Here is a 25,362-nt window from a genome sequence, read left to right as displayed (position 1 = left end):
CTTGTGGTATCCGTATTGCAGATATTTTAAGCAGCTTATTCGCTAAAACATAGCAGTCAGCTTAAAATATTAGAAGGGAATCTTCGACTGTATCTCTAAGTGCTTATCTTGAAGTGGATGTTTAAATGCAAGATAGGCTGCATGTAGTGCCATACGTTTTAAATAAAATTGGGCTGGTTCAGGATGATACAACTTATCTCCCATAATCGGATGACCAATGTGCATCATATGCACACGAAGCTGATGAGATCGACCCGTTACAGGCTCTAAACGCACTCGGCTTTGATCGGTTTCAGCATCATATTGCATCCGTTGAAATAAGGTTTTAGCATGCTTACCTAATTCAAAATGCACTATCTGACGTGGTCGATTTTCCCAATCCGTAATCAATGGGACATCCACACTCCCTTCCGCCTGAATCTGCCCCTGTACCAAAGCAACATAGTACTTCTTTACAGTTCGTGCTTGGAACATTTTACTCACTGCCACCTCTGCATCACGATGCTTGGCGAACATAAGCAAACCCGACGTTGCCATATCTAAACGATGCGTCACTTTTGCAGTTGGATGTTGGTCTAACACACGCAAATAGGCACTATCTTGATGTTCTGGCAAACGCCCCATCACCGACAATAAACCAGCTGGCTTATTCACCACCACCAAGTCTTCATCTTCATACATGATCTCAAGCGGATCTTGTGGTGGCATATAGATAAAATTGTCATTTAAGGGCATGGGAAATAAACAAATTGAATAAAGCGCGGCAATTATAGCGACTTCTAAACCAAAAACGAATTTAGAGATCACACACAAGACCGAGAAATTATTTTATTCCTTTAAATATAATTAAGCATGTTTCGAGTTAATGTCGTTGCCTTTTAGATTGTTATTGTTTCGACATTAACCCTAATATCTATTTCTTATGATGCTGTTTTAATGGTTTTATTTAAACTGTCTTTATAAAGCTGCTCTAAAGTTGCAATGTCTCGATTTAAAAAAGTAATCAAATATTCTTTGGCACGACTCAAGGTTAAGTGATTAAAAGAAATCGTGTCTTTGCTCTTACGTGTCACCAATCCGAATAAATCTTTTTTCGGAATAAATACAGGAATATCACTTTCTAATTTAAATTCAAGCTGCTGCGTTTGTGAAAAAGCATCTATCGTGATGCGTAGAGTTTGTTCAGTGTAGTCATCTCGTACAATAAAACTGGTGCTTGCACCATCCAATTGTAGTTGACGAACCATTTGTAGTCGCCATCCCATTTCGTCGAACCGAGTAACGATCGTCTCTAAATCAAAAGCACCCAAATGATCAGCTTCATTTCGATTAGTTTGATGCGGATAACGTATTTTAAGATCGAATTCTTTCATTATTTTTATGACCTCTTCCAATATGATCAATTTTATAGTTTCAATTATATCATTTTGTTTTTTATTATAAAAATAGGAGATTATATTCAAAAAACCAAGATAGTTAGACATATCTCACACTTATATTTAAATTTATTGATCAGGTTTTTATTATTTATATCTGATGGGTCATATTCTGTTAATAATAAATTTTTTAGGGTGTCCAGGGAAAACTTGTTGTTTACTTCAACACCTATGACTTTGTAAGCCATAACCTTCGCCTATAAACTTTTGATCTATAGCGTCCTAAGCCGAATCGAGACCTTTTGGGTACGTACACACTTGCTTGATAAGCATCGGTGCATGCTGCTCTTTTCGATCCCTTTCACACCCTTGAGACATAGTTTAGGCACATCAGTATGGGATTGTTTTCCTAAAAATCGACATTTTTTGCCACTAATGAAATAATTTTGCATACCATGTTTTATAATTAGAATTATTTCCCACTTCAAGAAAAAATAGCTGATTTAAATTTCAATATATTCAAATTTATATGTGTATTTTTTCATTTAGGCTCTAAATTTAAGCCCAGATGACCATAATTGCTGCCACAATCACCAGCCATAAACCTAAATGATCTGTTTTAGCGAGCTTTTCTTTAAAGAAAAATGCTGAGATCAGTAAACTAAATAAAATTTCAACCTGACCCAGTGTTTTGACAATCGCCACAGTTTGCATACTCATGGCACTGAACCATCCAACAGATGCTAAAAAGCTGCAAACACTCACCCGAAACGTCAGCCCAAGACGTTGCCACATGTTATACAGCGTTTGACGACTAAAAATACCCAAGTACAGTAATAGCACAATGCACTGAAAACTAATCAAGCTACATAGCACCCATCCTGCACGATGCAAAAAGGGCAACATGCTCAACTCTAAGCTGGCTTCACGTACCAGTAACGAGGTAATCGCAAAACATAAACCACTGCCTAAACCAATCATTAAGGTATTGAATGAAAGTTGCGTACTATGCCGACCTTTACTCAGTAAAAAAACGGCAACTGCACCAATCATCACCCCGACCCAACCCCAAGTGGTCAACCGTTCTTGCAAGAATGCGACGGCAATCAAGGCAGCCAAAATCGCTTCGCTTTTAGCCAGTCCAATGCCAATCGCATAGTTCTTTTGTTGAAATAATTTCACCATCAAAGCAGTTGCAAAAATTTGGCTGATCCCTGCGACCACCACATACAACCAAAATGTATTGGAGAAATGTACTTGAGCAGTGACAGGTTGATGTAGATAAAGAAATGCTAAATAGCTAAAGGCAAAAATTGGAGCAAAGATAAATCGAGCCAGTGTTGTGCCATACGCATCAACAGTGGTGCTGAGTTGTTTTTGAAATGCATTGCGCCATGCCTGCATAAATGCAGCCATGATCGTGAATAGAATCCAAGTAAAAGCCATAAACGCCAACGCACCATCAAAATGTGTGTGTAATTTACTCGCTTCATTGTGATTTTTCGAGCATTGCTTCGGAAAAAATAGATTCTTTGCAACGTGAAAAAGTGCTTTGTACTTAAATCATCAAGCACTCATAAAAACGGTATTGGCTTTTAACATCGATGGGGCAAAATCTACCATACGGCGTAAAGTTCGGGTGAAATGGGCTTGATCTGAAAAACCTGATTCAACCGCTATCTCAATCAAAGTTTTACCCTCCATCCACAGTTTGATGGCATATCGAATACGCAGCCACAAGATATATTGCCGCATTGAAAGCCCAAGTTGCTGACTAAACAAATGCATCAGACGTGACTCTGATAATCCCACCTGTAGCGCAACATCTGCGATGGTTGGGATCTGATGGGGCACACACCATTTGATGTATTCACATGCCCGCTGAATCCGTTGATCCCGCGGCAAAGCCATTAATGGCTGAGGATTGAGTACTAATAACACTTCTATCAGCAACTGCTTCACTTGCTCTAAGCTGAGTTGGGCGGTCATCAACTGCTGAAATTGACTTTGAAATGATTCAAGTCGAGCAGCAGGCAAAGAACAAAATGCTTGTCCATTCAATAAAGGATGCAGATAAGCGTAAAGCCCATGATCAGGGTCAATCAAAATCGCAATATAAGGTTGATTCTGTGAATCGGTACTGTGGCTTATATTGGGTGCCATCACCACAACTTCATGATAGCGAGCAGGTTGACCTTCAACAGCCAATGCGAAAGCAGTGCCCAAACCGATTTGTAATAGTGCTGGAAAATGCGCGTGTGCTTTATTCAAATGATCTTGAGTCACATAAACAATCACGCCCTCCCACGCATAGACCAAGCTTTTATGCGATGTGGTCGAGTCTAATTCCGTGTGTTGAGATAGCATATTCGTTCAAGACCATTTCGGGTGGAGTGTTCAAAATGAAGACGACTTTAAACGAAAGGAATAGTCGTATGTCTCACAATACTCAAGAACTGATAAAAAACAATACTGTGCAGATGGAAGCCAGTGATATCCGTTATAAAACCCTTGCTGAATTTTATCCTTTTTATCTTTCGCAACATGAAAATGCGACTTGTCGTCGTCTGCATTTCGTAGGAACAAGCTGCGTGATTGGTATCGCTGCTGCATCTGTTGCAACTGGAAATGCCAAATTACTTTGGGCTTTACCTGTGGTTGGATATGGCTTTGCGTGGGTGGGTCATTTCTTTTATGAACATAATAAACCTGCGACATTTAAGCAGCCATTCTTTAGCCTCGCCTGCGATTTTATTATGTATAAAGACATCTTATTAAAACGTGTAAAGTGGTAATACACATAGGAAACTTAGATTATAAAATTAGGTCTAAGTTTCCTGATTCCACTAAATTTAAAAACTTACGATGTTGAATGGCTGATTTTTTGTTGGCGTTTTGAGTGAACCCAACGTGCGACCACAATCACCAGAATAATCACAAATACCGTCATCACCACAGGCATCACAAATGCCAAGATCGACAATATAATCGAGCCAATCAACTCACCTGTCGCCACAACAAAATTACCCAATCCACCTGTAGTTGCGGTCGAGACACCACGTGCAGCCACGGTACTCATTTGCACGATGCCTGCCGTCCCACCACCCACAATCAGTGCGGCTGCCCACATCGCAAACTGTGACATTTCCCCACTACTGACTGCCATTGTACTCAGTGTACCTGCAACGACGGCGGCAGGTGTGGCAATCGTATCCAATAGATTATCCACCCACGGCACATAGTAGGCTGCGATTTCACAGAGGGTTGCAAATCCAAGTGCAGCGCATACAGATGGAATGGCTAACCATTCAAAGCCTTTGGCAGGTTCATACCAACCCAACAAAGTTGCAATACTCATCACCAATAAAGGCACAAAGACACGGAAACCACAGGCTGCGCTTAACCCTACACCGATACAAAGTCCCAATATTGTTTCCATGTTGGTTTTCCTTATTTTTGCTTAATGAATCTATGTTGTTATTTCATATTTTAAACGAACAAAAAAGCCCTATCGAGTGATAGGGCTTTTATTCAAAACAGTGGGTAACTGTTTGCTGTTTGCGGCTTAGGCATTCTTACTGTTGAATTGATTGCCAAGGCATTTGGTACACGGAGGTAAACGATCAGTACCAATTTCTAAATAAGCGCGATGTCCGCACTGAATACAAAAATAGAAGCCAGTTCCAGGTCTTTCGCCAGCAGTAACCATCTTTGTTCTCCATAGATTTTAGAAATGGTACATATACTATAACGTGATAATGCTGATTGTTTATTGACCTTTCTGACGGGTAGTGATGGCAATTTGGCAAAATAACAGCCCAATATTCTCAAATTCTTATGCTTCTGTTTAATTTCTAATATTTAAAATATTTTTTAGATCTAATTATTTGACTTATAAATAAAAACCAATAACATTTTAAATGTTTTCTTTAAAGTACTGACTATGAGTATTATTGAAATTCCAACAATTAAAAGTGATGAGGCAGGATTTGAGTGTATTCTCAAAATATTCCAAGAAATTTGTAATGATCCAGTGGACTATTTTTTATTTGATTTTAAACATTGCTCAAAAATTTCACACAATGGGGTTGTCCTACTTGGGGGTTTAAGCCGATACATTGCCAATCAGAAACTAACCTCAACCGATCTACTGAAGAAGAAAATTCCTTACATTGGATGCAAATTTCTCGTTGAGAGTATGTCTTCTGTTGTATCCGACAACCTTATCGGAAATAATTTTTTAAGTTATTTTTCACCCATTGATGTAAAAGAAAAACCCTATCCCAAGGGAGAGTATATTGGTTATCGTGAACATGATATAACACTTGATGATGGAGCATTAGCTGAACATTTAGAAAGTGAATGGTTATCTGATGATAAACTAAAGTTAAGTGACAAATTGAAACAAGCAATTATTAGTAGAATTCTTGAAATATTTATGAATGCTTATGGCCATGGAGTATCAAAACAACTTAATTCAAAGTTGAAAATTTATAGTTGCGGTGAATACGACAAAAAAAATAAAAAACTTCATATAAGTGTCTTAGATTTTGGTCCTGGGATTGTTCATAATGTAATTAAATGTACAGATATTAAAGATGATATAGAGGCAATGACTTGGGCGCTAAAACAAGGTAATTCAACGAATACTGATAGTTCTAATTACAATTTGGCTAGAGGCCTAGGGTTCGAACTATTAAGACAATTTGTTAGTGTAAACAAAGGTGAACTACGAATTTATAGTAATAGAGTTAAAGTATGTACAGATCAATCTGGCGAATATAAAGTTACAAAACTTGCAGATTTTTTTCCAGGTACCTTTGTAAGTATCACTATAAATTGTGATGGAAAAAATTACTGTTTTTCCTCAGAACAACCTCAGAAAAACTCTTTTTATCAGTAAATTATTAGGATATGACGAATGAATACAATAAAGGTATACGACCTAACTGGTAGAAATGCTATTTCCATGCAGAAGGGAGATAAAATCTATCAAATTTTAATTGAAAATATAATGGAAAAACAAAAAACTATACTAGATTTTAAAGACGTTTCTTTATTTGCATCTCCATTTTTTAATGCTGCAATTGGTCATCTACTTAAAGATATAACAATTGATGAGTTATTGATTTATATGGAGCCAACAAATTTAAATGATACAGGTAAAGAACTACTTAACCTTGTAATATCAAATGCTCTTAGCTTTTACTCTGAAAAGGAAAATAAGAGTGAGTAAAACATCTGAAATTTTTGATATATCGCGTACTACCCCAGATCAAGAAGATCAATATTTTTTAGATACAAATGTATGGTATTGGCTTACTTATTGTGGTTCAAAAAAATTCTACAGTACAAGAAAACCAGCTCCTTATCAGCTTAGAATTTATCCGAATTTTGTAGAAAAGATACAGGATGAAGGAGCAAAAATCTTTCATTGCCCACTTACTTACACGGAATTAGCCAATATTATTGAAACTGCTGAATATGAGGAATATTTAAGTAAACACTCTGCAATAGCAAAAATAACAAAAAAGGAATTTCGAAGTATTCCAACAGAGCGAAAGAATGTAATTAAAGAAATCGATACTGCTTGGAAAGCTATAAGTTCAATGTCAGAGTGTTTGAAATTAGAAATTGATAATGAAACTATCAATGCTACACACAACTTCCTATCCACCTCTGTTCTCGATTCATATGATGCTCTTTTTATTCATTTTATGAAGGCACATAATATAAGGATGCTTGTTTCAGATGATATAGATATGGCTTCTGCCGAAATAGATCAATTTTTTACAGCGAATAGGAAAGTTTTAGTAAAATAGTTTTAAATTTTGTAGAGTGCTACTAATATTTATATATTAGTAGCACGAACTAATTATTAAACCACTTGACCTTCTAAAAAGTCTTGTGCAAAACGCTGTAAGACACCACCTGCTTCATACACAGAAACTTCTTCTTCTGTATCTAAACGGCAAGTGACAGGCACTTCAAGAATTTCTTCTTTACCATCCGCTGTGGCACGTTCAATTACTAAAGTTAAAGTCGAACGTGGCGCAATATTACCAATCACGCTATACAGCTCAGTACCATCTAACTTTAAGGTTTTACGGTTTACACCTGCTTTAAACTCAAGCGGTAAAACACCCATACCGACTAAGTTAGTACGGTGAATACGTTCAAAACCTTCGGCAACAATCGCTTCAACACCTGCAAGACGCACACCTTTGGCAGCCCAGTCACGGCTAGAACCCTGACCATAATCCGCACCTGCAATGATGATCAACGGTTGCTTACGGTTCATGTAGGTTTCAATCGCTTCCCACATACGCATCACTTCGCCTTCTGGCTCTACACGCGCTTTTGAACCTTGCTTAATCGTGCCGTCAGAACGAACCACCATTTCATTAAACAATTTCGGGTTGGCAAATGTCGCACGTTGTGTCGTGAGATGGTCGCCACGGTGGGTTGCATATGAGTTAAAGTCTTCCTCAGGCACACCCATTTTCGCCAAATACTCACCAGACGCACTATCAAGCACAATCGCATTCGATGGTGACAAATGATCGGTGGTGATGTTGTCACCCAAAATTGCAAGTGGACGCATATTGGCTAAAGTACGTGGTGCAGCCAACGCGCCTTCCCAATACGGCGGACGGCGAATATAGGTACTCATTGGACGCCAATCATACAGTGGGCTTGCCGCTTCTTCATTAACACCCAAATCGAACATTGGAATGTAAATTTTACGGAACTGTTCAGGCTTCACTGCTTCTTTCACAAGCGCATCAATTTCTGCATCCGAAGGCCAGATATCTTTCAGGTAAATTGGATTACCATCTTTGTCATTTCCGAGTGAATCTGTTTCGATGTCAAAACGAATCGTTCCTGCAATCGCATAGGCAACCACTAACGGTGGTGATGCCAAAAACGCTTGTTTTGCATAAGGATGGATACGACCATCGAAGTTACGGTTACCCGAAAGTACCGCAGTTGCATACAGGTCACGATCAATGATTTCTTGTTGAATCACTGGATCAAGCGCGCCTGACATACCGTTACACGTGGTACATGCATACGCGACAATACCAAAGCCAAGTTTCTCTAGGTCTTTCAGTACGCCAGCTTCTTCAAGATACAGCGCAGCCGCTTTAGAACCTGGTGCAAATGATGATTTCACCCAAGGCTTACGCACTAAACCCAGTTCATTGGCTTTACGTGCCAATAGACCAGCCGCCACGGTATTACGTGGGTTTGAGGTATTGGTACAAGAAGTGATCGCAGCAATAATCACAGCACCATCAGGAATTAAACCTTCTGCTTCTTGTGCTTTCGCAACATCCAAATTCCCTGCAATACCTTTGGCTTTCAAGTCAGCAGTAGATACACGTGCATGTGGGTTTGATGGCCCTGCAATATTACGAGTCACGGTTGAAAGATCGAAACGAAGTACACGTGGATACTGCGCTTTGGTCATATCCGATGCCCAAAGACCGATTTCTTTTGCGTATTGCTCAACCAACGCCACTTGTGCATCTTCACGACCTGTCAGACGTAAATAGTCGATGGTGTTCTGGTCGATATAGAACATCGCAGCTGTTGCGCCATATTCTGGGGTCATATTTGAGATGGTGGCACGGTCGCCCACAGACATGCTGTCAGCGCCTTCACCGAAGAACTCTAGATATGCACCGACCACGCGTTCTTTACGCAAGAACTCAGTTAATGCTAATACGATATCCGTTGCGGTAATACCTGCTTGACGCTGACCGACGAACTCAACACCAATGATGTCAGGTAGGCGCATCCACGATGCACGACCCAACATGACATTTTCAGCTTCTAAACCACCGACGCCAATTGAAATTACACCAAGCGCATCGGTATGTGGTGTGTGTGAATCTGTACCCACGCAGGTATCAGGGAAAGCCAAGCCATCACGATTTTGAATCACTGGAGACATTTTCTCCAAGTTGATTTGATGCATGATGCCGTTGCCCGCAGGGATCACATCGACATTTTTAAAAGCGGTTTTGGTCCACTCAATAAAGTGGAAACGGTCTTCGTTACGACGATCTTCAATCGCACGGTTTTTCTCAAACGCGTCAGGATCAAAACCACCAAATTCCACTGCCAACGAGTGATCGACGATCAACTGAGTTGGAACCACTGGATTGACTTTTGATGGATCACCACCTTTTTCAGCAATCGCATCACGCAAGCCCGCAAGGTCAACGAGTGCTGTTTGACCTAAGATGTCATGACACACAACACGCGCAGGATACCAAGGGAAATCCAAGTCCTGACGGCGTTCGATCAATTGTGTTAAATAGGCAGTTAAGTTTTCTGCATCAGCTTTACGTACAAGCTGTTCTGCCAACACTTTAGACGTGTATGGCAAAGTTTCATATGCGCCTGGCTGAATGTCTTCAACGGCTTGACGCACGTCATAGTATTCGAGCTGGGTACCTGCCAGCGGTTTACGGTATTGATTTGACATTAACCACGCTCCGCCAATGGTTTGAATTCGAGGTTTTCAGGGCCTGTATAGTTCGCGCTTGGACGAATAATTTTGCCATCTTGACGTTGTTCGATCACGTGTGCTGACCAACCTGCGGTACGTGCAATTACGAATAATGGCGTGAACATTGCCGTTGGCACACCCATCAAGTGATAGCTCACCGCACTGAACCAATCGAGGTTCGGGAACATGTTCTTCACTTCTTTCATCACCGCTTCTAAGCGCTCAGCGATGAGGTACATTTTGTTGTTCTCTTGCGCTTCACCAAGTTCACGCGCCACTTTCTTGATCACTTCGTTACGTGGATCAGAGATGGTGTAAACAGGGTGACCAAAGCCGATGATTACTTCTTTCTTTTCTACACGGCTACGGATGTCTGCTTCTGCTTCGTCAGCGTTGTCATAACGTTGTTGAATCACAAATGCAACTTCGTTCGCACCACCATGTTTAGGCCCACGCAGCGCACCGATACCGCCAGTAATTGCTGAATACATGTCTGAACCTGTACCTGCCACTACACGAGAGGTAAAGGTCGATGCATTGAACTCATGCTCTGCATACAGAATCAATGACGTATGCATGGCTTGGATCCATTCTTCAGATGGCGCTTCGCCATGAAGGAGATGCAAGAAATGTGCAGCAATCGAGTCATCATTGGTTTCAACTTCGATACGACGACCGTTGTTGCTGAAGTGATACCAATACAACAACATTGAACCTAAGCTTGCCATCAATTTATCAGCGATGTCTTTAGCACCCGCTTCATTGTGGTCTTCATGTTCAGGCGTTAAACAACCTAAAACTGACACACCTGTACGCATCACATCCATTGGGTGGGCAGACGGTGGTAATTGTTCAAGTGCTGTTTTTAATGCTGCTGGTAAACCACGAAGTGCTTTAAGTTTTGCTTTATAGGCTTTAAGTTCAGCTTTGTTTGGCAATTTGCCATGTACAAGCAAGTGTGCAACTTCTTCAAATTGGCTACCGACTGCAAGGTCAAGAATGTCATAACCACGGTAGTGTAAGTCATTACCACTACGACCTACGGTACACAGTGCAGTGTTGCCTGCAACTTGACCACTTAACGCAACTGATTTTTTTGGCTTGAAGCCGACTGGTGTTTCATTACTGCTCATAAGATTGTCCTTTTTATGGTGTTTATTTATTTACTTTTAAGACCCCTCCTAGCCTCCCCTAAAAGGGGAGGAATTACACAAATTCAATCAATTATGATTCGTGTTGTCCCCTCTCCTCTGAGGAGAGGGCTAGGGAGAGGTGAAGAACGGGGAAATTACTTATTCTTCGCAAAAGTGCCATCAAGATACTGTTCAAACGCATGGTAATTAATACGTTCATATAATTCTTGACGGGTTTGCATGGTGTCAACAACGTTCTTCTGTGTGCCTTCTTTACGCAGCGTCTCATACACATTTTCCGCTGCTTTGTTCATCGCACGGAATGCTGAAAGTGGATACAGTGCAATGCTCACATCCGCAGAAGCCAATTCTTCAGTGGTAAACAATGGTGTAGAACCAAATTCGGTGATATTCGCTAATACTGGAACTTTGGTCAGATCAGCAAATTGCTTGTACATTGCCAATTCAGTGATTGCTTCAGGAAATAACATATCCGCACCTGCTTCAATGTATGCCCCTGCACGGTCAATTGCTGCTTGCAAACCTTCAACTGCAAGTGCATCGGTACGCGCCATAATCACAAAGTTTTCATCAGTACGCGCATCAACCGCTGCCTTGATACGATCCACCATTTCTTGTTGTGTCACGATCGCTTTATTCGGACGGTGACCACAACGTTTTGCGCCCACTTGATCTTCGATATGCATCGCTGCTGCACCGAACTTAATCATTGATTTAGTGGTACGTGCAATATTGAAAGCAGATGCACCAAAACCTGTATCCACATCAACCAACAATGGTAGGTCACAGACATCGGTAATACGGCGTACATCCGTTAATACATCATCAAGGTTACTAATCCCCAAATCAGGTAAACCTAACGAACCTGCCGCAACCCCACCACCTGACAAATAAATGGCTTTATAGCCTGCACGTTTTGCCAATAACGCATGATTGGCGTTAATTGCACCCACCACTTGTAATGGTTTTTCATTTGCGACCGCGTCGCGGAATAACTGACCAGCAGATTTAGCCATGTTGATGTTCTCCTTGGGTTTGCAGCAATGTTTGCTCAACAATTTTGTAGGATGCATTGATGTGACGGTGCATCAGCATTTCGGCAAGTTGGCCGTCACCTTCTGCGATCGCATCTAAAATGCGGATATGTTCATCCAAAGCTTTGCTTGGACGATCAGGGGTATTTGAAAATTGGATTCGATACATACGGATGAGGTGATACAGCTCATCACATAACATTTTTTCTAAGGTTTTATTGCCACTGCTTTTAATAATGCAGTAATGGAAATCGTCTTGCCCTTCTTGCAGGTAATAGCCTTTCCCCGCTTTAAAATTTTCATCTTCAGCATGCATCCGCAATACATCACGCAATGCCAAAATCTGTTTTTTATCAATATGCTGAGCAGCAAGTTTACAGGCTAAACCTTCGAGAGAGGCTCGAATCTGATAAAGCTCTTGAAACTGTTGTAATGATAAGGAAACGACACGTGCGCCCACATGCGCAGTACGTTCAACCAACTTCTGCCCTTCCAGACGATGGATCGCTTCACGTAAAGGACCACGACTAATGCCGTAAATCCGTGCCAGTTCAGGTTCAGAAATTTTACTGCCCGCAGGAATCTGTCCTAAAACGATTGCTGACTGAATTTGCTTAAATACATGTTCCGTCAGGGTGATACTCTGACTTGTGCTGATGGCTTGAGGAACAAGGGTATCTTGCATATTGTCGACAATCTCTACAGTTTTGATGATTTTATAACGATATAAGACAAAAATTGCAATAGGATTGTCGACAATAAATTAGACTCCCCAGCCAATTAGCTTGGATGAATAGATTCAAGATATTGCTTAGAAATAAAATCACAATTTAAATTAAAATAATATAAAACAGATAGTTAAAATACACTCTAAGCCTTATATCGATTCAGCCTTCTATGTGATTACCCCTTTATTCTTCTTATCCTAAGACGATGGTATAACAGCTTGATTGTAGACAATCCTTATAATCGGCACTTTTAGAATCAATTTTGTAATTAAATACTACGACAATAATGCAAAGAATAGGGTGCTTCATACTCGCTTTATTGGTACATTATTGGGCATTCCAAAACACATCCATGCACCTTGTTGAATAAAAGGACATTGTTAATGTTTCAACATATCCCACCTTATGCAGGCGATCCAATTCTTTCACTTATGGAACAGTTCAACACTGATCCACGCGCTGAAAAGGTTAATTTGAGTATTGGTTTGTACTATAACGAAGACAGTATCGTTCCTCAGCTTGATACCATTATCGAAGCGCAGAAACGTATTGCGCCTAAGAATGATAAAACCAAACTTTATCTCCCAATGGAAGGTTTCAAACCTTACCGTGAAGCGATTCAAGCACTTTTGTTTGGTGCGAATAGTCCAGCAATCCAACAAGGTCGTGTTGCAACCATTCAAACACTGGGTGGTTCAGGTGCATTAAAAGTTGGTGCGGATTTCTTAAAAACCTATTTCCCAAATTCAGAAGTTTGGGTCAGCCAACCGACTTGGGATAACCACGTTGCGATCTTCAATGGCGCAGGCATCAAGAGCAATTTCTATCCATACTTTGATGCTGAAACACGTGGCGTTGATTTTGATGGCATGTTGTCGACACTAAATACGTTGGCAGAACACAGCATTGTGTTATTACACCCTTGCTGCCACAACCCGACAGGTGCTGACTTAAATCCAGCACAATGGGATCAAGTGATTGCCGTATTAAAAGAGCGTAATCTCATCCCATTCCTCGACATTGCTTATCAAGGCTTTGGCGACGGTATGGAACAAGATGCCTATGCAATTCGCGCTTTAGACCAAGCAGGTCTTAACTTCATCGTGAGCAATTCATTCTCTAAGATCTTCTCACTTTATGGTGAGCGTGTCGGTGGTCTAACTTTTGTTTGTGATGATGCTGAAGCAGCACAATGTACATTTGGTCAGCTCAAAGCAACAGTACGTCGTAACTATTCAAGCCCACCAACAACAGGTGCATGGTTAGTCGATCAAGTGTTAAATGACACTGATCTTAACCAACAATGGCAAGTTGAAGTGCAAGAGATGCGTGAGCGTATTATCAAAATGCGTAGCATCTTAAAAGATGAATTGACAAAAGCATTACCAGACCGTGATTTCAGCTATCTTGTCAATCAAAAAGGTATGTTCAGCTATACAGGGTTAACAGGTGAGCAAGTCGATACCTTACGTGAAGAATATGCAATCTATTTGGTGCGCAGTGGTCGTATCTGTGTTGCGGGTCTAAATATGAATAATATTTATAAAGTGGCAAAAGCGGTCGCAGAAGTTTTAGCGAAATCAGCTTAAAATCCCTCTAAATCTCCCTTTTAAAAGGGAGACTTTATGGATCAAAAAGGGTTGTTTCACGTGGAACAACCCTTTTTGTTTTTACATGATGAGAGTCTTTTAAATTTAAGATTGGTCATCTAGCTAAAACCAAGAAAAATTGCTAAATGATTAAATCTGTATCTATGAATGTTCAAGCCTAGCGAGTCTTTGTATACTGCAACACATGAATAAACAACAAACAGCACTTTTGAACATGACTCAACTGACTTGCTTTAAAGCCTACGATATTCGCGGAAAACTAGGCACTGAACTCAACGAAGAAATCGCCTATAAAATCGGTCGTGCATACGGACAAATCTACCAACCTAAAAAAGTCGTGATTGGTTGTGATATCCGCCTCAGCAGTGAAGGCTTAAAACACGCCACCATTCGTGGTTTAAATGATGCGGGTGTCAATGTGCTTGATTTGGGTATGACAGGCACAGAAGAAGTTTATTTCGGTGCTTTCCATCTCGATGTGCAAGGTGGGATCGAAGTCACGGCAAGCCATAACCCTATGGACTACAATGGTATGAAATTGGTACGTGAAAATGCGCGCCCAATCAGTGCTGATACAGGCTTAAAAGACATTCAAGCATTGGCTGAGTCTGGTGATTTTGTAGAAGTAGAACAAAAGGGTTCAACTGAAAACTATAATATTTTGCCTGAATTCATCGAACATCTTCTCACTTATATTGACCCACTCAAAATTAAGCCACTGAAACTTGTGGTCAATTCAGGCAATGGTGCAGCAGGTCATGTGATTGATGCAATTGAGCAAAAATTTCAAGAACTCAGTATTCCTGTTGAATTTATCAAAATCCATCACGAAGCCGATGGCAATTTTCCAAATGGTATTCCGAACCCACTCTTGATTGAGAACCGAGATAGCACACGCGATGCCGTTCTTCAACATCATGCAGATATGGGCATTGCTTGGGATGGTGACTTTGATCGTTGTTTCCTATTTGATGAGAAAGGCGAATTCATTGAAGGATATTACATTGTCGGTTTATTGGCACAAGCTTTCCTGATCAAGCAATCAGGTGAAAAAATCGTACATGACCCACGTTTAATCTGGAATACCTTAGATATTGTCAATCAATATCAAGGAACTGCAATCCAGTCAAAATGTGGACATGCCTTTATTAAAGATGTGATGCGTGAACACAATGCTGTTTACGGTGGTGAAATGAGCGCACACCACTATTTCCGTGATTTTGCTTATTGTGATAGCGGTATGATTCCTTGGTTACTTACCATTGCCCTACTCTCTGAAACAGGTCAATCTCTTTCGACACTGGTTGAAAATATGATTGCCAAATTCCCTTGTAGCGGTGAAATCAATTTTAAAGTGGCAGATACGCAAGCAACGGTTCAAAAAATCTTTGACTTTTATGCTGACCAAAATCCACAAGTAGACCGTACTGATGGCGTGAGTCTTGATTTTGGTGTATGGCGTTTAAATGTTCGGGCATCTAATACTGAGCCTTTGCTTCGTTTAAATATTGAAAGTCGTGCAGAGCAAAATCCGCAACCAATGCAAAGCTATGTCGATGAGTTGACTGCTTTGATTCAAAAATAGATTGATCAAATTTTAAAAGGAGCATTTAGCTCCTTTTTTAATCTCTTAGTTATAACCATTCGGATTTTGTTTTTGCCAATTCCAACTATCTGCCAACATATCTTCTAAAGTATATTGTGGTTGCCAACCCAATTCCGTTACTGCGCGAGAATTATCTGCACATGAAGTTGCAACATCACCTGCACGGCGTGAGGAAAGTTCAAATGCAATAGGGATTCCTGTGACCTCTTCAAAGCTGTTTTTGACCTGCAATACCGATGAGCCACGACCTGTACCAATATTCCATGCTCGACAACCTTTTGCCCCAAGACGATTATTTAACGCACAAAGATGAGCATTCGCCAAATCAACAACATGAATATAATCACGAACACCTGTACCATCAATGGTGTCATAGTCATGTCCATAAATAGATAATTTTTTACGGCGACCTACCGCGACCTGAGTGATATACGGCATCAAATTATTGGGAACTCCCTGCGGGTCTTCACCAATACGTCCACTTTTATGTGCACCCACTGGATTGAAATAACGGAGTAAAGCAATTGACCAACGTGAGTCTGCCTTGGCAATTTGCTGCAACATTTGTTCAGTAATCAGTTTGGTATAGCTATAGTTATTCTTTGACAATACTGGCACATCTTCATGTAGTGGGATATCACCTATTGCTTCATAAATCGTTGCTGAAGAGCTAAAAATCAACGTAAAGACTTTCGCCTTTTCCATTGACTTCAATAGCTGAGTTCCTCCTACAACATTATGATCAAAATAAGTCAATGGTGTTTCTAAGCTCTCATTTATCGCCTTTAGACCTGCAAAATGAATCACCACATCAATATGATGGTCACTAAATACTTGATCAATTTCATCTTGATAACGAATATCACCTTGTACAAAGGTTAAAGATTTATGCGTTAACTCTTGCACACGATTTAAGGCTTCTTCACAACTATTTGATAAATTATCAAAAACGACAACATCGTGCCCAGCACTTAATAATTCAACACATGTATGTGAACCTAAATAACCTGCACCACCTGTGACTAAAACACTAGCCATCAGTCTTACCTAATAAGATTTTAAGTAACCCTTTCGTTGATGCATCGAAACCAGACAGGTCATCTTGTTCACGATTTAAAATCGGTAATAGTTGATTGGCAATCTCTTTACCTTTTTCCACCCCCCATTGATCAAAGGGGTTAATATTCCATAAAACAGATTGCACAAAAACCTTATGCTCATAAGTTGCAATCAACATCCCCAAATTATAAGGATTGAGTTCTTTCAACAAGATTGTTGAGCTTGGTTGATTGCCTTGATATTGCTTATAAGCAGGTAAGTCCCCTAACTCATCTACTGAGAGCGCCTGATTTCCAAATGCCAATAAACGAGACTGGGCTAAACAATTTGAGAGTGCTAAATGATGTTGTTCAACTAAGGCATCCGCATTCTCAGCATACGTAAATTGATTTGAGTTATAGCGTTGTACTGGTGCAATAAAATCACAACTTACTGCATGCGTTCCTTGATGTAGCAATTGATAAAATGCATGTTGGGCATTGGGTCCCACCTCGCCCCAAACAATTGGGCATGTCGCAGAATCAACTTTTTCACCATTTCGCTGAATAGACTTCCCGTTTGACTCCATTTCGAGTTGTTGCAAGTATGAAGCAAAATATTTCAATCGCCCATCATACGGGAGTACAGCATGGGTCTGGATATCAAGAAAATTATTATTCCAAGCACCTAACACCCCCATCAAAATCGGGATATTCTGAGCAAACGATGCTGTTTGAAAATGCTGATCGATCGCATAAGCACCTGCTAATAATTGCTTAAAGCCCTCTACGCCAATGGTGAGTGCGATCGGTAAACCAATACATGACCAAAGTGAATAACGACCACCCACCCAATCCCACAACAGAAGCTGTTTATCCGATGCGATTCCCCATTCTGTCATTTTCTCAGGTTTGGTCGAAATCCCAATAAAATGGTTTTTCAATACTCGCGTATCCGTACCCAAGGTTTTTTCTAACCATTGGCGTACAGTTTGTGCATTAGAAAGTGTATCAATCGTGCCAAAAGACTTCGATGAGATAATAAACAGGGTTGTTTCAGGGCGAAGTTGATGCAATAAATCCGAGAGTTGACTACCATCCATCGTGGAAACAAAATGAATACCTAAAGGTTTCGCTGTTGCCACTTTAAAATCAGAAAGTGCATGTGTCACCATCAATGGCCCTAAATCAGAGCCACCCACACCGATGTTAACCACATCCTGAATCACTTCACCTGTCGCGCCACGATACTGCCCAGCATGGATTTTCGCAACTAGAGCATACATACGTTCTAGCTGTTCGTGAACATCCCGATTGATCTCAGAAAAATACTGTTCAGAATCAGGCAAACGCAGTGCCCAATGCATTGCTGCCCGTTGTTCCGTATAATTAATTTGCTCTAAAGAAAATAATCTTTTGATCCATTCAGTAAGATTTTGATTTTGAGCAAACTCAACCAATTCATTCAATATATTCTGATCAATTCGTTGCTTACTAAAATCTAAAACAATTTGATCATATTCAACTGAAAAATGCTGAAACCGTGCCGAATCTTCTGCAAACAATTGATTAAGATGGATCTCTTTGAATTTTTTCTGTAATAAGGCTAAGTTTTTCGATTTAGCATTTTGAGCTTTCATTGGTGATAATTGAAGATGATCTAGCATGCTTAACGCCCCACGCCCATATAAGCAAAACCTTGAGCCTTAACAAAATGAGGGTCATAGATATTACGCCCATCTAAAATCAACGGATGTGTCATGCTTTGCGTGAGTTGCTTAAAGGCTGGACTCCAATATTGCTTCCAAGCCGTTAAAACACACAAACCGTGTACATTTTGCACCGCTTCATATTGATCATCACACAGAATAAGATCCGCTCGCTGCCCGTACATCATCTTGATTTCATCTAAAGCTTGAGGGTCATGTAATCGTACAATCACTCCTTGTGCCCACAATGCCGCTAACATTTGATGAATCGGTGATTGTTGAATACTAGAGGTATTTTCTTTAAAAGAAGCCCCCCAAATGGCAATCGTCTTGCCTTGTAAATCACCATGATAATAATTCCATAACTTACGGAATAGAATTTCTTTCTGTTGCTCATTAATGTCCCAAACTTGAGCCAATAATTGGCTTTTAACACCCGTATTCGCAACAGTATTAGACAAGGTTAGGATATCGTGCGAGAAATTTTCCCCACCAAAACCTGCACCAGGTGATAAATAAGCGGTCCCTATGCGACTATCCGCAGCCATCCCCTGACGGACTGAAGCGATATCAATGCCTAACTTTTCAGCAACAACCGCCAGATCATTAATATAACTAATTCGTGTTGCCAACATGCCTGAAATACTGAGTTTGGTAAATTCAGCATCCAAAATAGGCATAAACAAGTATTGTTGTTCGAGCGGAAAGAAAGGTCTTAACAGTTCTTTTAGTTTGATCTGTGCTTCACGATGTGTACATCCAACAATCAACTGTTTCGCTTGGGTGAGGCTGTGTAACGCATTCCCTTCCTGAATGGTATCTGGTAAATAGACCCAATCATCTTCAGATAAAATCTGCTGTAATTTTTCGGTGCCGTGTAAACCAAAAGTAGAGGCATTGATCATCAATTTCGGATGAATAATTGGTTGTTGTTTTAAATCAAGTAAGAGCTGAAAAACTTGTGATTCTTGTGTTTGATTAAAACTAAAGAAATAAGCATCTGTATCTAGTGGAACACTTTGACTGTCACAATAATTAAGAAAACCACTTTTCAGTTGTTTACTTAATAAATGACTCACGTTTTCATCGTGGAAAGAATGATGTGATCCACTATCATCTGCAATATTCGAACACCAAAAAACAAAATGTCCTGATTCAGACAACAATGCAGACATCACGCCTGCATATAAAGTATTGCCGAATATTGCAACTTTCATAACCATTTACCCTAAATTATAGGGCCAATCCTTGAATCAGACCCTTAAAATCTTCACCCAATTTTGGATGTTCAATACCATAGTGTAAGACTGCTTTTAGATAGCCAAGCTTACTACCACAATCAAAAGTTTGCCCTTTCATCCGATAGGCTTCAACATTTTGTGATTGCTGCAATGTTGCAATCGCATCCGTCAGTTGAATTTCATTGCCAGCACCACGCGGGGTATTTTCTAATAACGTCATAATCTGAGCAGGTAAAATATAACGTCCTACCACAGATAAATTGGATGGCGCAGTACCTATTGCAGGTTTCTCAACAATTCCCTGCATGATAGCACTTTCCCCTTCATTCGGAGAAACAGCAACATCTACAATACCATATTGATCAACCAAATGATCAGGAACAGCCTCTACCATAATCTGAGCAGCTTGAGATTGCTCGAAACGTTGGATCATGAGAGCTAAATCATTTTGAGATGCACTATCTTTGACTAATACATCAGGTAATAACACCGCAAACGCTTCATCCCCCACAATATCTTTCGCACAAAGTACGGCGTGACCCAATCCTAACGGTTGTGGTTGGCGTACACTTACAACACTAATATGCTTAGGCAATATCTCTGTAATTTCTTTGAGTAAATCAAATTTCTTCTTTTGTTCTAAAGTGGTTTCAAGTTCGAAATTACGATCAAAATAATTTTCAATTGATGCTTTAGAGGAATGTGTTACTAAAATAATTTGTTCAATACCCGCCGCAACTGCTTCACGTACCACATATTCAATTGCAGGGCGATCCACAACAATGACCATTTCTTTAGGAATAGATTTACTTGCAGGTAGAAAACGTGTTCCTAAACCTGCAACAGGTAAAATTGCCTTTTTAATCATGTTACTCTCAACTTAGTTGACTCTAACTTCTGCACTACGTTTATAACCATCGACATAATGCTCTAACTGAGTTAAGGCCCAGTCCACATCATGGTCAACTGCTGTCATTTGATTAATTTTACTGAATACGACTTGCACTTCTTGTAGTGGGTAATGTTTCTCAAAAGATCGTAAAATACGTGTATGTTCAGTATATTCCGTATTATCTTGATCAATCAGTAGTTCTTCATAAAGTTTTTCGCCTGGGCGTAAACCACTGTAGGCAATCTCAATATCACCTTCTGATGATCCTGATTCTCGTACCTTTAAGCCACTTAACTTAATCATCTGGCGAGCTAAATCTTGAATACGTACCGGTTCACCCATATCCAATAAGAAAACATCACCACCAGAGCCCAATGCCCCAGCTTGAATCACCAACTGAGATGCCTCCGGAATTGTCATAAAATAACGGGTCACCTCAGGATGTGTAACGGTAATTGGACCACCAAGTGCAATTTGCTGTTTGAATAATGGAACGACTGAACCAGAAGAACCCAATACATTACCAAAACGTACGATACTAATTTGAGTATTTGGTTTTGTTTCAGCAACAGCTTGGCAATACAGTTCAGCCATACGCTTTGAAGCACCCATGACATTAGTTGGTCTAACCGCTTTATCTGTAGAAATCAAAACAAATGTTTCAACACCTTTCTTAACTGCCGCATTAAGACTATTCGCAGTTCCAATTGCATTATTTTTTAATCCTGCAATCGGATTGCATTCAACCAAAGGCACATGCTTATAAGCAGCGGCATGATACACAGTTTGTATATGGTATTGCTCAATAATACGCTCAAGCTTTTGCTGATCTTGTACCGTTCCTAAAATAGGCAAAATTTCACAGCTTGTAGTTTTTCTTAATTCCTTATCAATATCATAGAGCGCAAACTCTGTTAATTCATACAATACCAACATTTTTGGCTGATTTTTTATGATTTGTCGACATAATTCGGAGCCAATAGAACCTCCTGCTCCAGTCACCATCACAATTTTATCTTTTATATTTTTAGACAATAAATGTAAAACAGGTGGCACAGGATCACGTCCTAACAAATCCACAATATCAACATCACGAATATCTGAAATCTGTATTTCACCATCAACCAACTGAGTTAAGCCAGGTAATTCCGTAATCTTTAAATGAGCAGATTCAAACTGCTGAATAATCTCAGTTTTTCGAACGCGTCCTACTGAAGGAAGAGCTAACAAAATTTCATCAACTCGATCTTTTTTAAAGCGTTGCAGTGCTTTATCTACAGAATAAACTCGAAAACCACCAATCCTTTGTCCTTGTAATGAATTAAGATCATCAATAAAGAAAATGGGAACATGATCATCAGAACGATTCAATACCTCTACAATTTGCTGCCCAGCATCACCAGCACCATAAACAGCAATTCTCTTTCGACCAATTTCTGAATAATATGAAGCTTTAATCAAAAAGCGGATGCTTGCTCGGCTGACCCAGACCCAAGCAAACATCATAAACCCAAACATAAATGGGATAGACATTGGAATATATGCTTGTGTACTTACATTCAGAACATATAAAGCAATCATGGTCAGAAAAACGGCCAGCGCTAACTTAACAATGAAAACTTCATTAAATGTTCTAACAATAAAGTGATAAACCCCCGTCAATCCTAGGCTAAGGATCGCAATAAGGCTTACTAATGGAATACCATGATTGATTCCTGGTATCACTTGTGCGCCCAAATCGAACAAGCGAATGACATAACATAGCCACAAAATAATAGGAAAAACTAAAGCATCCAAAAAAACAAGGAAAAATTGTTTAAATAGTCTAGGCGCTGAGGCAAATTGATGAATAATCTTTTTCACAATGATCTTCTAATCATTCCACTTTGATGTTTATACTCATTTCTCATGCAGCTAGAAATGACCTTTAAATAATAGCAAGAGATGAAATATATCAATCTCTTGCTTTTGAATTTAATTTACAGAGTGACTTATTGCCTCTTTCACTTTTTGAATAGCATTAATCGTTTTTGTAATACTTTCTGAACTTAACGTTGGATGTACCAAGAACATAAGACTTGTCTCACCCAATTTTTGGGCATTTTTTAGTCTCTGTTTCGGACGCCAAGCTGTATTATCAAATGCATGCTCTAAATAAACTTCAGAACAAGAGCCACTATAACATGGTATTTCTTCAAGATTGATTTCTTGCATAATACGATCACGTGACCAATCTGAAGGTAAAGCATCTAATTTAACCTGCACATAACATTTATAATGTGCATGAACATAATCATCTGTCGTACGGTGAATGGTGAAATAAGGTGAATCTTCAAATGCTTTCAAGATTTTTTCTGCATTTTTAGTTCTTTTTTCTATCCAATCAGTCATTCGCGTTAATTGAATACGACCAATGACAGCTTGCATCTCCATCATCCGCCAATTCGTACCAAACGAGTCATGTAACCAACGAAAGCCTGCCGGATGTTGTTTATTATAAACACTATCAAAACTTTTACCGTGATCTTTATATGACCACATTTTTTTCCACAAATTCTCATCATTTGTGGTGACCATCCCACCTTCACCACCAGTGGTCATAATCTTATCTTGGCAGAATGACCAAGCTGCGATATGTCCAATTGAACCAGCTGATTTTCCTTTGTATTTTGCTCCATGTGCTTGTGCACAGTCTTCAATCACATACAATCCTTTTTCAGCAGCCAATTGCATAATTGGATCCATATCACACATCCAACCAGCCAAATGTACACAAATAATTGCTTTCGTATTTGGGGTAAGTACTGCTTCGATTGTATTTCTAGAAATATTTTGAGAATCCAACTCAACATCAGCAAAGATAGGGTTTGCTCCAGCCGTTACAATTGAGCTTGCTGAAGCTAAGAAAGTACGTGATGTTACAATCACATCATCTCCGATACCAATATCTAATGCTTTTAACGCAACATCAAGTGCAACCGTCCCATTGGTTAAAGCAACAGCATATTTTGTATCAGAAAAAGTGGCAAATTCTTTCTCAAATTCACGACATTCTTGCCCAGTCCAATAATTTACTTTATTTGAAAGCAATACTTTACTAATTGCATCTGCTTCTTGCTGTGTAAAGCTTGGCCATGGTTCAAACGCTGTATTTAACATAATTGGATTCTCTAATATCTAATTTAACTAAAATTTATTTCTTCTCTAAAATTCGTGCAGGATTTCCAATCACGGTTACTCCTGGAGGGACACTCTTTGTAACAACAGCTCCCATACCAACCACTGCACCTTTTCCAATAATCAGTGGTTTATCTGGTGTACCTTGTTTGATAATCGCACCAGTGCCAATATAAGCGTGATCTTCAATATGGATATTACCATTGCATTTTACACCAGGTGCAAAAGTTACGTAGTCGCCAATCACACAATCGTGTGCAACATAACTATAAATATTGGCATGGAAAAATTTCCCAATCTTAATATTTGAAGTCAAACAGGTAAATGGACAAAATAAGCTTCCCTCTCCAACTTCGACTTCATCCAAAATCGTTGTATTGCTTGCCTGAATGGCCAAATGTTGCACACCATCTTGATCTAAACGAATCGCTAGTTTTTCACGGACAATACTATTCGCAATAGCAATAGTAACTGCCTTATGTGAAGCTGAATTTTCGATAAAATCAGTGTAACTTAAAACAGAATAATCATTTAAAGTGGTTCCCGCTTGACCATCATCAATAAAAACAAATTGTTCTTTTTTTAACGTTGAAAATTGTTGACGTACCAAAGGCATAACTTCTTTGCCAAAACCACTTGCACCATAAACACCAATAAAGTTTGTCATTAATCTAGTTCCTTCTTATCCGTACCTGTAAATTTACTCATGGTCGCTTCGCCAGATTCATTAATATCATCTTTCGCAAGCACTTTTTTAACCGTCTTTAACATGATTTGGAAATCCAACCAAATCGATTGATTCTCAACATACCAAGTATCAAGCTTAAATTTTTCTTCCCAGCTAATCGCATTACGACCATTCACCTGTGCATGTCCTGTCATACCGGGACGTACATTCTGTCGTTTCGCTTGCTCAATATTGTATAAAGGAAGATATTCCATCAATAGTGGACGAGGACCAACAACACTCATATCACCTTTAATAACATTCCAAAGCTCAGGCATTTCATCCAAACTAGTCGAGCGCAACATTTTACCAAAAGTCGTTAAACGTTCACTATCTGGTAATAAGTTACCCTGCCCATCTACAGCATCTTTCATTGTCCTAAATTTAACCATCTCAAAAGGCTGACCATGTATGCCTGGTCTTACTTGACGAAAAAGAACAGGAGACCCTAAATTCTTTTTCACTTTGTAGGCAACAAAAATATAGAGAGGAGACAAAATTACTAATGCAATCGATGCGATCACAACATCAAGCAAACGTTTAAGCATAT

24 protein-coding genes are annotated in these 25,362 nt (G+C 39.6%); 6 read left to right on the top strand and 18 right to left on the bottom strand.

Translation table 11 applies throughout. From position 1 onward, the window contains the following. Positions 1-69: 69 nt before the first annotated feature. From C502_RS0108375 to C502_RS0108355, 4 genes are all read right to left on the bottom strand, one after another. Positions 70-735 carry an RluA family pseudouridine synthase gene (locus tag C502_RS0108375; RefSeq protein ID WP_026315772.1) on the bottom strand — a complete coding sequence of 222 codons (666 nt, stop codon included), beginning with the start codon at positions 733-735 and terminating at the stop codon, positions 70-72. 185 nt (positions 736-920) lie between these two features. Next, a complete protein-coding gene (locus C502_RS0108370; protein WP_018678388.1) occupies positions 921-1,373 on the bottom strand; it encodes a hypothetical protein in 453 nt (150 codons plus the stop codon). Between the two features lie 561 nt (positions 1,374-1,934). Continuing rightward, positions 1,935-2,822 (bottom strand): DMT family transporter, encoded by an 888-nt coding sequence (locus tag C502_RS0108360; RefSeq protein WP_018678386.1) that lies wholly within the window; start codon positions 2,820-2,822, stop codon positions 1,935-1,937. Between the two features lie 120 nt (positions 2,823-2,942). Further along, positions 2,943-3,743 (bottom strand): helix-turn-helix transcriptional regulator, encoded by an 801-nt coding sequence (locus C502_RS0108355; RefSeq protein WP_018678385.1) that lies wholly within the window; start codon positions 3,741-3,743, stop codon positions 2,943-2,945. Positions 3,744-3,811: 68 nt separating this feature from the next. Here C502_RS0108355 and C502_RS0108350 point away from each other — a divergent pair, with 68 nt between their 5' ends. Further along, a complete protein-coding gene (locus C502_RS0108350) occupies positions 3,812-4,171 on the top strand; it encodes a DUF962 domain-containing protein (RefSeq protein ID WP_018678384.1) in 360 nt (119 codons plus the stop codon). Positions 4,172-4,236: 65 nt separating this feature from the next. On the opposite strand, the gene C502_RS0108345 is transcribed toward C502_RS0108350, so the two are convergent. Next, complete coding sequence (locus tag C502_RS0108345) at positions 4,237-4,815, bottom strand: DUF4126 domain-containing protein (protein ID WP_018678383.1); 579 nt, start codon at positions 4,813-4,815, stop codon at positions 4,237-4,239. Positions 4,816-4,941: 126 nt separating this feature from the next. After that, positions 4,942-5,085 (bottom strand): zinc ribbon-containing protein, encoded by a 144-nt coding sequence (locus C502_RS18825; protein ID WP_018678382.1) that lies wholly within the window; start codon positions 5,083-5,085, stop codon positions 4,942-4,944. Between the two features lie 234 nt (positions 5,086-5,319). Here C502_RS18825 and C502_RS0108335 point away from each other — a divergent pair, with 234 nt between their 5' ends. From C502_RS0108335 to C502_RS0108325, 3 genes are read left to right on the top strand one after another with little or no spacing between them, the layout of a single operon-like run. Beyond that, positions 5,320-6,279, top strand: coding sequence for a hypothetical protein (locus C502_RS0108335; RefSeq protein ID WP_018678381.1), 960 nt, complete (start codon positions 5,320-5,322; stop codon positions 6,277-6,279). An 18-nt stretch (positions 6,280-6,297) separates the two neighbouring features. After that, positions 6,298-6,612, top strand: a complete 315-nt coding sequence (locus C502_RS0108330; RefSeq protein ID WP_018678380.1) for an STAS-like domain-containing protein — start codon at positions 6,298-6,300, stop codon at positions 6,610-6,612. Further along, complete coding sequence (locus tag C502_RS0108325; protein WP_018678379.1) at positions 6,605-7,198, top strand: PIN domain-containing protein; 594 nt, start codon at positions 6,605-6,607, stop codon at positions 7,196-7,198. Before C502_RS0108330 ends, C502_RS0108325 begins: the two co-directional genes overlap by 8 nt. Before the next feature lie 56 nt (positions 7,199-7,254). Here the strand turns inward: C502_RS0108325 and acnD are convergent, their stop codons facing one another. The 4 genes from acnD to C502_RS0108305 form a co-directional block, all read right to left on the bottom strand. After that, complete coding sequence (gene acnD, locus C502_RS0108320) at positions 7,255-9,873, bottom strand: Fe/S-dependent 2-methylisocitrate dehydratase AcnD (protein ID WP_018678378.1); 2,619 nt, start codon at positions 9,871-9,873, stop codon at positions 7,255-7,257. After that, positions 9,873-11,030, bottom strand: coding sequence for a bifunctional 2-methylcitrate synthase/citrate synthase (gene prpC, locus C502_RS0108315; protein WP_018678377.1), 1,158 nt, complete (start codon positions 11,028-11,030; stop codon positions 9,873-9,875). Before prpC ends, acnD begins: the two co-directional genes overlap by 1 nt. Positions 11,031-11,185: 155 nt before the next feature. Next, the gene (gene prpB, locus C502_RS0108310) at positions 11,186-12,067 is read right to left on the bottom strand and encodes a methylisocitrate lyase (RefSeq protein ID WP_004665301.1); all 882 of its coding nucleotides are present in this window, start codon (positions 12,065-12,067) and stop codon (positions 11,186-11,188) included. Further along, a complete protein-coding gene (locus C502_RS0108305; protein ID WP_018678376.1) occupies positions 12,060-12,770 on the bottom strand; it encodes a GntR family transcriptional regulator in 711 nt (236 codons plus the stop codon). Before C502_RS0108305 ends, prpB begins: the two co-directional genes overlap by 8 nt. Positions 12,771-13,196: 426 nt before the next feature. Here C502_RS0108305 and C502_RS0108300 point away from each other — a divergent pair, with 426 nt between their 5' ends. Together C502_RS0108300 and C502_RS0108295 are read left to right on the top strand one after the other, a co-directional pair. Then, positions 13,197-14,402, top strand: coding sequence for an amino acid aminotransferase (locus C502_RS0108300; protein ID WP_018678375.1), 1,206 nt, complete (start codon positions 13,197-13,199; stop codon positions 14,400-14,402). A 235-nt stretch (positions 14,403-14,637) separates the two neighbouring features. After that, positions 14,638-16,008, top strand: a complete 1,371-nt coding sequence (locus C502_RS0108295; RefSeq protein ID WP_026315770.1) for a phosphohexomutase domain-containing protein — start codon at positions 14,638-14,640, stop codon at positions 16,006-16,008. A gap of 45 nt (positions 16,009-16,053) precedes the next feature. On the opposite strand, the gene galE is transcribed toward C502_RS0108295, so the two are convergent. The 8 genes from galE to C502_RS0108255 form a co-directional block, all read right to left on the bottom strand. Beyond that, the gene (galE, locus tag C502_RS0108290) at positions 16,054-17,067 is read right to left on the bottom strand and encodes a UDP-glucose 4-epimerase GalE (RefSeq protein WP_018678373.1); all 1,014 of its coding nucleotides are present in this window, start codon (positions 17,065-17,067) and stop codon (positions 16,054-16,056) included. Continuing rightward, positions 17,060-18,733, bottom strand: a complete 1,674-nt coding sequence (gene pgi / locus C502_RS0108285) for a glucose-6-phosphate isomerase (protein ID WP_018678372.1) — start codon at positions 18,731-18,733, stop codon at positions 17,060-17,062. Before pgi ends, galE begins: the two co-directional genes overlap by 8 nt. A gap of 2 nt (positions 18,734-18,735) precedes the next feature. After that, positions 18,736-19,992 carry a nucleotide sugar dehydrogenase gene (locus C502_RS0108280; protein ID WP_023274519.1) on the bottom strand — a complete coding sequence of 419 codons (1,257 nt, stop codon included), beginning with the start codon at positions 19,990-19,992 and terminating at the stop codon, positions 18,736-18,738. A 16-nt stretch (positions 19,993-20,008) separates the two neighbouring features. Beyond that, entirely contained in the window at positions 20,009-20,884 is an 876-nt protein-coding gene (gene galU, locus C502_RS0108275; protein ID WP_018678370.1) for a UTP--glucose-1-phosphate uridylyltransferase GalU, read from the bottom strand. Positions 20,885-20,896: 12 nt separating this feature from the next. Then, positions 20,897-22,771: a polysaccharide biosynthesis protein gene (locus tag C502_RS0108270; protein ID WP_018678369.1), complete on the bottom strand. Its 1,875-nt coding sequence runs from the start codon at positions 22,769-22,771 to the stop codon at positions 20,897-20,899. 111 nt (positions 22,772-22,882) lie between these two features. Further along, positions 22,883-24,067 carry a DegT/DnrJ/EryC1/StrS family aminotransferase gene (locus C502_RS0108265; protein WP_018678368.1) on the bottom strand — a complete coding sequence of 395 codons (1,185 nt, stop codon included), beginning with the start codon at positions 24,065-24,067 and terminating at the stop codon, positions 22,883-22,885. 34 nt (positions 24,068-24,101) lie between these two features. Next, positions 24,102-24,752, bottom strand: a complete 651-nt coding sequence (locus C502_RS0108260; protein ID WP_018678367.1) for an acetyltransferase — start codon at positions 24,750-24,752, stop codon at positions 24,102-24,104. Then, positions 24,752-25,360 (bottom strand): sugar transferase, encoded by a 609-nt coding sequence (locus C502_RS0108255; protein WP_018678366.1) that lies wholly within the window; start codon positions 25,358-25,360, stop codon positions 24,752-24,754. Before C502_RS0108255 ends, C502_RS0108260 begins: the two co-directional genes overlap by 1 nt. Positions 25,361-25,362: the final 2 nt, after the last annotated feature.

It is taken from the genome of Acinetobacter tjernbergiae DSM 14971 = CIP 107465 (assembly GCF_000374425.1).
GTDB classification, from domain to species: Bacteria; Pseudomonadota; Gammaproteobacteria; order Pseudomonadales; family Moraxellaceae; genus Acinetobacter; species Acinetobacter tjernbergiae.
The sequence above is the reverse complement of the archived record's forward strand: the minus strand, read 5'-3'. Positions and strand labels throughout refer to the sequence as shown.